The organism is Clostridium sp. (assembly GCF_032552055.1).
Lineage (GTDB): Bacteria > Bacillota > Clostridia > Clostridiales > Clostridiaceae > Clostridium.
This window is the reverse complement of sequence record NZ_JAWGSV010000106.1, coordinates 1-10,543: the sequence shown is the minus strand read 5'-3', so window position 1 is coordinate 10,543 and position 10,543 is coordinate 1. Positions and strand designations below refer to the sequence as shown.

Below are 10,543 nucleotides of genomic sequence, written 5' to 3'. Positions count from 1 at the left end.
TATTTGCACGATCCAACTCTGCAAATATTGCATATGATTTTTTTTATAAATTAAAAAAAATTAAAGATGATGTATATTTTGAAAGACATCCTGAAAACATCATTAAATCAATGACTGAAATTACTGAAGGAATAATAATTTTAGTATCTAATTCAGGAAGTTCAACTGAGCTTTATGATCTTGCTAAATATATAAAGAAAAATTCTTGTTTGAAAATAATTTTAATAACAAATACTAAGTCAGGTAAAATAGCAAAGTATTCTGATTATATAGTAGAAGGAGTTCCATTAGAAATAGATTCGGTGATGAAACAACATCTACCTTTTAGTTCTAAATACTCTTTAATGTATTGTCTCGATATGATTTTTATTAATTACTTTAATTTAGATTACCTTAATAATTTAAATAAAATTAAATCCTTACAAATAATAGGAAATAAAAAAAGCTATTGATTAATAATTTAATCAATAGCTTTTTAATCACTAAATTCGATTATTACCTTGTCAAGATATTTATTTAGATATATAAGTCCTTAATTTAATCTTAATTTTTCCATTATGTATTCATATAATCCTGAGTCTTCATTCTTTTGTTCTTCAATTATTTTAAAGCCTTTCTTCTTATAAAACTTAACAGCACTTTCATTCTCTTTGTATACTGCTAATTCTAGTTTGTTATATTTATTATCTACATAGTCAATTAATTTACTTCCGATTCCTAATCCTTTGTAGTCAACATCTATAAATAAAGCCCCTATAAATTCTTTGTTTATAATGCTTATAAATCCTCTTATTTCTTCTCCATCATCATATACAAAAGTTTCTGACATAGGTATATAAATATTTTTTACAACCTCATAATTATTTTCCCAATATTCCTTTTCAATAAAGCTATGTGCTTTAATTGTACTTGTCTTCCATAACTCCATTACTTTTTCTATTTCTTCACTTTTTATTTTTCTAATCGTATACATAAAAACTCCCCATCTTACGTTTTTTATTTTATCTACTCTTAAGTGTAATTAGTGTTAACATATTTTTCAATACATTTGAGCTTAATATTTTATAGAATAATTTATATCCTATTTTTCAATTTATATATTCATAAATATTGCATGGCAAATAATCTATTTCTATTGAGTTTAATGAGTAAATAATATAATTTCTCTTCTTCCTGTTAATAATAAGAATAAAAACAAATAAGAGTTACTCAATATTATAGATTCTAAGCATATTAACTAAAAAAGAAGCTGTACTAGCGTTGATCTATAAAATCAATCTGATACAGCACCTTTTATACTTTAGGACTAATTCCCTTAATCCGTATATAATTTTTATTTAATTAGCAACTTCAAACTGGCTATAATAAAGTGATGCATAGAAACCATTTTGTTCTAAAAGACTTTCATGATTTCCTCTCTCTACTATATCTCCATCTTTTACAACTAGTATCATATCTGCATTTTGAATAGTTGAAAGTCTGTGAGCTATGACGAAGCTAGTCTTGTCCTTCATAAGCCTTGATAAAGCTTTTTGAATTTCTACTTCTGTTCTAGTATCTACACTTGATGTAGCTTCATCTAATATCATAATACTTGGATTAGTTAGCATAGCACGAGCTATAGTTAATAACTGCATTTGACCTTGTGATACATTTGCTGTTTCACTTGATATTACAGTATCATAACCATGCTCAAGTGTACGAATAAAATGATCACAGCAGGCAGCTTTTGCAGCATCTATAATTTCTTCGCGAGTAGCATCCATCTTACCATAGGCAATATTTTCAGCTATTGTACCTTCAAATAACCATGTATCTTGAAGTACCATACCTATTTGCCTACGTAATATATTTCTTGGTATTTCAGTTATATTAATACCATCAATTGATATGGAACCTCCATTTAATTCATAGAAGCGCATAATTAAATTAATTAAAGTTGTTTTTCCTCCACCTGTTGGTCCAACAATTGCTACCATTTCATTTGGTTTAACTTCAAGATTCAAGTCTTTTATTAAAGTTTTCTCTTTAGTATAACCAAATTTTACATTTTCAAAATTAACTCTACCTTCAGTTATAGGGTTTTCTTTAAAAGAAATCTCATTAAATTTACTATCTGCAATTTCTTCCTCTTCATCTAATAATTCAAAAACTCTTTCTGCACCAGCAATTGCAGATTGCAGAGCCATTATAACATAAGAAGCTTGAGTAATAGGTTCAGAAACTTGATTTACATATTGTAAAAATGCTTGAATAGCACCTAGAGAAATTTGTCCACCAATTGCCATCATCCCACCTACAATAGCAGTAGCTATAAATCCTAATTGATTTAAAAGCCTTATAGTTGGATATATCGCAAAGTCAACAAACTGTGCTCTTCTATTTGCTTCAAACTGCTTTTTATTAAGCTCTGAAACTTCCTCAATTGTTTTCTCTTGTTGATTAAAGACCTTAATAATTCTGTTACCTGAATATACTTCTTCAATTTTTCCACTTAATTCTCCCATAGCAGCAAAATTATCACCATAGTAACGTTGACTTAAACTTGATACATAGTTAGTTGCTACAGCACTAATTCCAATAAATATAAAAATTAATAATGATAACTTTGGATTTAATATAAGCATCGCAATAATTGTAAGTACAATTGTAAAGCAAGAAGATATAAACTGCATAAAGCCAACTTGCATTACTTGTGATACTTTTTCAAGATCAGTTGTTACCCTACTCATTACATCACCTGTTTTATGTGAGTCAAAGTATTTAAGTGGTAGTCTATTAATTTTCTCACTTATTTCTGTACGTAGTGATAGAGTCAAGTTTTCACCAATGCTAGCTATTATATATTGCTGAATGTAAGATACTAAACTACTAATAATAGAAACTCCTATTAACATTAAAACTGGTATAAAAAGTGCATCTGTTACTACCTTAATAACACTTAAAGATCCATTAAAACTACGAATTGCAGTTACTAAATTATCTATAGCACTACCAACTAGTAATGGCATAACTGCATAGGATGCACTTCCAAGTAAAGTGGATAAGCCTACTATTACTAACTTTTTCTTTTGATCTGATAATCTTATCATTAACCTTTTAATAGTCTTTTTTGTATTTCTAGGAATATCCTCATGAAATTCCATTATATCTATTTCTTTATCTTTTTCCATTAAAATCAAGCCTCCTTAATATTCATCTGACTTTTAGCAATTGCTTGATATACTGAACAATTTTTCATTAGTTCCTCATGTTTTCCAACACCAACTAGTTTTCCCTCATCTAGCACAAGGATTTGATCTGCATCCATTATAGTACTTACTCTCTGAGCAATTATTATCTTTGCAGCATCTTTCATATTTTCCTTAAGAGATTTACGTAATGCTGAATCTGTTTTTACATCTAAAGCTGAAAAACTATCATCAAAAATATAAACTGGAACCTTCCTTACAAGTGCTCTAGCAATGGAAAGACGTTGCTTCTGTCCACCTGAGAAATTAGAGCCTCCTTGAGAAACTTCTGATTTTATTCCATTTGGTAATTTATCTACAAAATCTTTTGCTTGAGCAATAATTAGTGCTCTTTTCATTTCTTCACTTGTTGCATCTTCATATCCCATTCTTAAGTTGTCTTCAATTGTTCCACTAAATAGCAAAGCTTTCTGAGGAACATACCCTACCTTATTTCTAAGTTCTTTTTGAGAAAAGCTTCTTATATCAGCTCCATTTATACGAATTTCACCTCTATTAATATCATGTAGCCTTAATATAAGATTAGCAATAGTACTCTTACCGGAACCTGTACTCCCTATAATTGCTGTTGTCTCACCTACTTTGCATGAAAATGATAAATCCTTTATAACTTCTTCCTCTGCACCATGATATATAAAAGATACATTATCAAATTCAACAACTGTATTATTAGCTTGTACCTCTTTCTTTTCTAGCGTTAAATCCTTAATCTCTGGATTAATTTCTAGAACTTCCTCTATACGATCAAGACATGATTTCATTTTAGGAAGAGTAACACTTGTTGTTGTAGCGAGAATTAAATAACTAAGTGTAATAATTGAGTATTCAGTAACCGCTGTTATTTCTCCTATTTCCATTGATGCATTCATAGAAAGTACTCCACCAAGCCATACTATAATAGCCATAGATAATCCCATTATAAGCCATACTATAGGATTTAATACGGCAAATAACTTGTTTAGCTTTACCATATCTGTTGCATAACCTTCAAAAGCACTTCTTGCTCTTCCTTCTTCGTATTTCTCATTTCCAAAAGCACGAATAACACGTATTCCAGTTATAGCTTCTCTTATCACCTGATTAATGTGATCTAATTTACTCTGAACCCTTTTAGAAATAATTGTTGACTTCTTAAGTATTAACCATGCAAAAATAATAAATATTATTATAGATGCAATTAGTATTAAGGCTAGAGTTTCATTAGTATAAGCAGTCATAATAATAGATGATCCAATAACAAGTGGTGCTGGGACTATTAACTGCAGTGCTAAACCAAAAGTCTGTTGCATATTAGAGATATCAGAGGTGGTACGTGTAATCATTGATGATACTCCAATATTATCAAATTCATGAATAGATAACTCCTGACTCTTTCTAAATATCTTATCTCTCATATAAAATCCTAAAGCTGCAGCAATATCAGCAGAAAAATAACTACCTAGTACTGCTGCAACTGTTGTTACTAAAAGAACTATCAGCATTTGAATTCCTATTCTTGTAATTTCATTTATATCACCTTTTAAAATTCCATTATCTACAATACCTGCTATTAAAAATGGAATCAGCAATGTTCCAATTGATTGTCCTAAAAGCATAATTAATGTCATTAAAACTTTGCCTTTTCTTTCTCTTAGAAACAATTTTAAATACTTCATAGTCTACCTCCATTATGTAAAAAATTTTTGCAAATAATTATTTCAAGTGGTATTATAAAGCTTAAAGTAACTTTAATGTCAACACTTTATTTAAAATTTTGGAGGATTTTATGAAAAATAAATCTCAAATGACAATCAAAGAATTTTCATTTTTAACTGGAATAAAACGTGAAAACTTAAGGTATTATGACCAAATTGGACTTCTCTCTCCAGAATTTCGTGGTAAAAATGGTTATCGCTATTATTCACAAAATCAATTATCTACAGCATATTTAATTATTTCTTTAAGGGAAATCGGAATTGGAATTAATGAAATTAAAAGGTATATTGATATTCGTACTCCTGAAGAGATGTTTTCTTTATTTAGTTCTCAAAAAGAACATATATTAACCGAAATAAAAAAGCTTAAACGTATATTAGAGGTTATGCAACTTTATGTTGATATGGCTGAAGAAGCTATTAAATATGAAGAAAATACTATAAGTATTGAATATAAAAAGAAAGAACCTATTTTCTTAGGTCCATTAATTCCTACAACACCTTCTGATGATACTATAGAAGATTTCGTTATATCATTTTATAATTATGCCTATGAAAATGGAATTGAAATAGGTTATCCCTTAGGTGCTATTATTAGTAAAGATGATATCGAAACTGAAAATCCATTATATGCCAAGCAATACTATTTTAAAATATTAAATGGGCATAATACTTATAAACCTGAAGGTAAGTATGTAGTTTTCTACGGTAGATGTGCTTATGGAGAATCAGATGATCTTTATATTAAATTATATGAATATATAAAAGAAAATAATTTAAAAATTTGTAGTGATGCATATGAAGAATATCCTTTAAATGAGCTTTCCACAAAAGATGAAAAACAATATTGTGTGAAAATAGAAATAATGGTAGAAAAGAAATAGTAGCTTACTATTAATTAGAAAGCTACTATTTTTATATCTTTAATTTTCTACTCTTCTATAAATTTCATTAATTCATCATTGAATTTATCTTTTTGATCATAAAATGATGCATGTCCACTATATTTAAAAGGTAGAAGTTTTGAATTTTTAATTTTTTGATTTTGAATTTGTCCTAGTTCAAATGGAACAACTTTATCATGGATACCGTGGATGATTAAAGTTGGAACATCTATTTTTTCTAAATCAGAAAATAATACTTCATTAATCCATGTATTTGCTATTGCTGCAGTTGCCCATCCTGCTGCCTTTAAGCCTAATTGAAAGAACCAATCTGAAAAGGCTTGTGTTGTATGCTGAAAGAAAAATATATCGCCAAAATCTCTTAGCATTTTAGGACGATCTGTATATGTTCCTTGAATAATGTTAGTTACTACTTCCTTGTCTACTCCATATGGAAAGTTATCACGTTTTATAAGGCTAGGTGCTGCAGCTGCAAAAAGAGCTAATTTAGATACTCCATGACCTTTATGGAGGCTCATATATCTAACTGCTATTGCACCTCCAGTTGAATGTCCTGCAAGGGTAAAATCCTTTAATTTTAATGCATCCACTACAGCTTTCACATCATCTGCTAAACGATCATAATCATATCCTTCAAAAGGCTTACTTGAGTCACCAAAGCCTCTTATATCTATTCCAATGCATCTATAACCCTTTTTAGGAAGCTGATCAAATTGATATTCAAATAAATCATGGCTACCAGGCCACCCATGTATAAATAAAATTGTTTTATCTGCATGTGGATTAAGATCTTCTACAAAAATTGTTACATTAGTTTCCACTCTAACATAGTATCCCACCAGATACCTCCATTAACAAAAATTCTTCATTAATAGATTATTCTCATACAAATAAATATGTGAATTATTCTCCATTTTCATAAAATAATTTCAATTTTCAACTCTCTATTATTTTGTTTCTTTATTCTTAAAAGACTTCTCATGATTAAGAAGCCACTCTTTCCTCCATAGTCCTCCAGCATAACCTGTTAATTTGCTATTAGAACCAATTACTCTATGGCAAGGAATAATTATACTTAATTTATTTTTACCATTTGCACTTCCTACTGCTCTAACTGCTTTTTCATTTCCAATAGAAATAGCTATATCTTTATATGAAACTGTCTCAGCATACGAAATGTTCTTTAGATCATTCCAAACAGCTTTTTGAAAATCTGTTCCCTGAAATTCATATGGGATTGTAAAGTCATAACGGGTACCTTTAAAATATTCATCAAGTTCTTCATAACATTTTATTAAAACTTTAGGAGTATCTAACTGAATCAAATTCTTCTTTGTGCTTTCTTCAGAAAATAATATTGAAATTATAGCATCCTTTGTACCTATTATTTCAATAACTCCAATTGGAGATTCATAATCTAATTTAAATCTTTTAGTCATATAATATCCTCCATAAGTAAAATTATAATTCTTTCCCACATTTCATCAAATGAAAGATTTGTATTAGTAGGCATCTTTATTTATTATCCTTTCTTGGCTTATACTAGCTCTAGTTCTGATATAAAATGTATTTATTTATATTTTCTAAAAACAATTGATATTGATATTTTAGCAAGTAATTAGTTTTATTTCATCCTAATTCTTGCTCTTATGGTCTAAAATTTAAAATTCATGGCAGTTATAATAAAATGTTGATTTTTAATTAGCAATTAATAGAATACTTAATAACTAAATTGATAAAAAAGGAGCAACACATCGTTGCTCCTTGAGTTAAACACTATTTTTTCTTTACTGGAATCCAAACTTCACTATAATAATTCTTATCTAAAACTCCATTTTCATACTTACTTGGATCATTATACATTTCTATATTGTAACCTGCAGCAATTTCATAATCTCTACAGTTTGGTAACCACTCTGAAAATATTTTCTTATTAGTTTCTTGAATTGATTCTGGACCTGGTCCATAACAAGGGAAAACAGCCCAAGTAAACTTAGGAATTGTTTTAACTATATATCCTTCCATATCTTCTTTCTCTTTTGAATAATCCTCTGCAATAAGATACTCAAACTCATTACCGCCCATTTCTTCATCAATGTTAATACCATACATTCCACATATATCATTTAGCTTTCCTTGTGAAATATGATCATTCCAAAATGATGGTACATCTACAAATGCTGAATCATATTTAAATTTCTTAGATGCTCCTATAACTTTAAATTCGTCCTTCTCAATTATTTTATAGTCCATAATATATCCACCTTCCAACGAAAATTTTATTTTAAGGGCAACAAAGGACTTTATCATTGCACCCTCTTTTCGAACTGCTGATGGTGTAACTCCATGAAATCTTGTAAAAGCTTTGGTAAAACTATCTGGAGAATCGTATCCATACTTTATTGCAATATCTATAATCTTTTCATCAGTAGATAAAACCTCACTGCCGGCAAGTGCAAGTCTTCTTCCCTTAATATACTCACTTAGGGAATATCCACATAACATTCCAAATCCTTTTTGAAAATAAAAAGGAGAAATATTTACCTTATCTGCAATTTCCTTTATGGATATATCCTTTGTAATATTATCTTCAATATAGGAAATAGCTTCTCTAATACTTTCAATCCATTCCATATTTTTACCTCCCTTGCAATTCGTTAATCTAATCTTATCATCATAAAAGGTTCATATCCCGACTTTTTAAGCTTTCTTTTGTCCTATATCTATTATACCAAAAGCTATTCTTTTCTTATAAATAATATAAGCCAATGATAACTTTAATATCATTGGCTTATAGTTTATTTCTCTTATATTTTTATAAAATCTAATAACTTATTAGCTCCATCCAATTACTTGAGCTATTGTTATAAATACTATTCCAAGTGTAAATAGTATAGCTTGTAGTGGTAATATCCATTTTAACCATTTAGAATAAGGAATTCCTCCAAGTCCTATACAAGCAATTAATATTCCTGATGTTGGGAACATTGCATTTGAGAATCCATCTCCTAATTGGAATATTAATACTGTTAACTGACGAGATATACCTACTAAATCTCCAAGCGGTGCAAGTATTGGCATAGTTAATGCCGCTTGTCCCGACCCTGAGCTTATAAAGAAATTAATAATCATTTGTACTGGTAGCATTATGTATGATGCCAATATTCCAGGAATAGTACCTATAATGTTTGCTAATCGGAATAAGATAGTATCTATTATATTAGAATTTTCTGCTATGATTAATATAGCTCTTGCAAATCCTAACATTATTGCTGCACCTATCATATCTTTTGCACCTTGTATAAATGCATCTGCCATTTCATCAGCAGATAGTCTTCCTATTATTCCTGATAAGACTCCTATTGCTAAAAATACTGATCCTATTTCAGTTATCCAAAATCCTTTTGCTAATACTCCCCATATTATTATACCTATACATGCTAGAAGTAAAAACAATATTATCTTATGAGTTAATGAAATTTTATCATCTATATTATCAACACTAGATAAACTTTGACGCTTTTTCTCATCACTTTCATAAACAGGACTTAACTTAGGATTTTTCTTTATTTTATTAGCATAAAACATAATAAATATTATAGATGCTATTGTTGATACTAACCATACTATAGTTCTATACCCTATTCCTGAGTACATTGGTAATTCAGCTATTGATTGAGCTATTCCAACGTTAAATGGATTAAGCATTGCTGATGCAAATCCAGTATTGCATGCTAAATATGTAATGGCTACCGCAACAATACTATCATATCCTAATACTAATACTAGTGGCACCATCATTGTAATAAATGGTATTGCTTCTTCAGTCATCCCAAACACTGCTCCACCTAAAGAGAATATAGTAAATAATATTGGTATTATTAGTATTTCTTTTCCCTTGAAAGCATTAACTATACGAACGATTCCAAAATCTATTGCTTTTGTTCTTGTAATTATATTAAATGATCCACCTACTACAAATAAAAATGCTATTATTTCAGCACCAGCTATAATTCCTTGAATAGGTGCTTGTAATAAAGCAAATATTCCTTGTGGATTACTATCTACATACTTAAATGATCCATCTACAACTACTGTCTTACCAGCTTCATTTACTATTTTTTCATATGAGCCTCCAGGCACTATATATGTAGCTATTGCAACAATTACTAGTATTATACTTATTATAACTAGGGTATGTGGTACTTTGAACCCTTCCCCTGATTTCTTTTTAGCTAAGCCTTTCTTTAAACTTGCTAAATTCATTACTATCACTCCTCATTTTGTAATACATAAAAAAGCCTTGAGTGAAGCAAATCACTCAAGACTATATTTTCCACTGTATTATTTATAAATTGAGAAATGTATATAATCAATTTTTAAATAATAAAATATACCCATCATGATAGCTCACCATAAATAAATTTATGACAGTGTTATGTATATTCTACATAACCCCAACTATATAGTCTTAAAGCTTTCAACCATATGTTTCGGCAGTTTTTCCTTTTGGCTTGCTTCTCTGTTTGCTTAAACTCCACAAACTTACTTTTAAATACTGCATCCTCTATCTTATTTATTCTATTTTCAACGAAATTTATTATACAATAATATTTTATACTTGTAAATCTATTATTTCAATAATCGACAAGTAATTACTTTTATATACCTATAAAAGCAATTTATCTAATAC

General features: G+C 29.0%; 9 protein-coding genes and 1 riboswitch. Of the genes, 2 read left to right on the top strand and 7 right to left on the bottom strand.

The window, feature by feature from the left end; genetic code table 11:
• Positions 1-452: SIS domain-containing protein (locus E6248_RS08805; protein WP_316340444.1), on the top strand; the 452-nt coding region annotated here is incomplete at its 5' end.
• A gap of 80 nt (positions 453-532) precedes the next feature.
• On the opposite strand, the gene E6248_RS08800 is transcribed toward E6248_RS08805, so the two are convergent.
• The 3 genes from E6248_RS08800 to E6248_RS08790 form a co-directional block, all read right to left on the bottom strand.
• Positions 533-973, bottom strand: a complete 441-nt coding sequence (locus E6248_RS08800; RefSeq protein ID WP_316340443.1) for an N-acetyltransferase — start codon at positions 971-973, stop codon at positions 533-535.
• A gap of 364 nt (positions 974-1,337) precedes the next feature.
• On the bottom strand, positions 1,338-3,173 hold the full coding sequence (locus E6248_RS08795; protein WP_316340442.1) for an ABC transporter ATP-binding protein: 1,836 nt from the start codon (positions 3,171-3,173) through the stop codon (positions 1,338-1,340).
• A gap of 5 nt (positions 3,174-3,178) precedes the next feature.
• On the bottom strand, positions 3,179-4,906 hold the full coding sequence (locus E6248_RS08790) for an ABC transporter ATP-binding protein (protein WP_316340441.1): 1,728 nt from the start codon (positions 4,904-4,906) through the stop codon (positions 3,179-3,181).
• 110 nt (positions 4,907-5,016) lie between these two features.
• On the opposite strand from E6248_RS08790, the gene E6248_RS08785 reads away from it, so the two are divergent.
• Positions 5,017-5,829: a MerR family transcriptional regulator gene (locus tag E6248_RS08785; RefSeq protein ID WP_316340440.1), complete on the top strand. Its 813-nt coding sequence runs from the start codon at positions 5,017-5,019 to the stop codon at positions 5,827-5,829.
• Between the two features lie 47 nt (positions 5,830-5,876).
• Here the strand turns inward: E6248_RS08785 and E6248_RS08780 are convergent, their stop codons facing one another.
• The 4 genes from E6248_RS08780 to E6248_RS08765 form a co-directional block, all read right to left on the bottom strand.
• Positions 5,877-6,689, bottom strand: coding sequence for an alpha/beta hydrolase (locus E6248_RS08780; RefSeq protein ID WP_316340439.1), 813 nt, complete (start codon positions 6,687-6,689; stop codon positions 5,877-5,879).
• 108 nt (positions 6,690-6,797) lie between these two features.
• On the bottom strand, positions 6,798-7,289 hold the full coding sequence (locus E6248_RS08775; protein ID WP_316340438.1) for a methylated-DNA--[protein]-cysteine S-methyltransferase: 492 nt from the start codon (positions 7,287-7,289) through the stop codon (positions 6,798-6,800).
• Positions 7,290-7,626: 337 nt separating this feature from the next.
• Positions 7,627-8,484: an AraC family transcriptional regulator gene (locus E6248_RS08770; protein ID WP_316340437.1), complete on the bottom strand. Its 858-nt coding sequence runs from the start codon at positions 8,482-8,484 to the stop codon at positions 7,627-7,629.
• A 201-nt stretch (positions 8,485-8,685) separates the two neighbouring features.
• Positions 8,686-10,116 carry a Na+/H+ antiporter NhaC family protein gene (locus tag E6248_RS08765; RefSeq protein ID WP_316340436.1) on the bottom strand — a complete coding sequence of 477 codons (1,431 nt, stop codon included), beginning with the start codon at positions 10,114-10,116 and terminating at the stop codon, positions 8,686-8,688.
• 132 nt (positions 10,117-10,248) lie between these two features.
• Positions 10,249-10,428, bottom strand: a riboswitch (Lysine riboswitch).
• Positions 10,429-10,543 lie beyond the last annotated feature (115 nt).

Excerpts from the sequence above, each read along its gene's own strand:
- E6248_RS08800 (WP_316340443.1), bottom strand. The coding sequence starts at position 973 with ATGTATACGATTAGAAAAATAAAAAGTGAAGAAATAGAAAAAGTAATG.
- E6248_RS08795 (WP_316340442.1), bottom strand. The coding sequence starts at position 3,173 with ATGGAAAAAGATAAAGAAATAGATATAATGGAATTTCATGAGGATATT.
- E6248_RS08790 (WP_316340441.1), bottom strand. The coding sequence starts at position 4,906 with ATGAAGTATTTAAAATTGTTTCTAAGAGAAAGAAAAGGCAAAGTTTTA.
- E6248_RS08785 (WP_316340440.1), top strand. The coding sequence starts at position 5,017 with ATGAAAAATAAATCTCAAATGACAATCAAAGAATTTTCATTTTTAACT.
- E6248_RS08775 (WP_316340438.1), bottom strand. The coding sequence starts at position 7,289 with ATGACTAAAAGATTTAAATTAGATTATGAATCTCCAATTGGAGTTATT.
- E6248_RS08770 (WP_316340437.1), bottom strand. The coding sequence starts at position 8,484 with ATGGAATGGATTGAAAGTATTAGAGAAGCTATTTCCTATATTGAAGAT.
- E6248_RS08765 (WP_316340436.1), bottom strand. The coding sequence starts at position 10,116 with ATGAATTTAGCAAGTTTAAAGAAAGGCTTAGCTAAAAAGAAATCAGGG.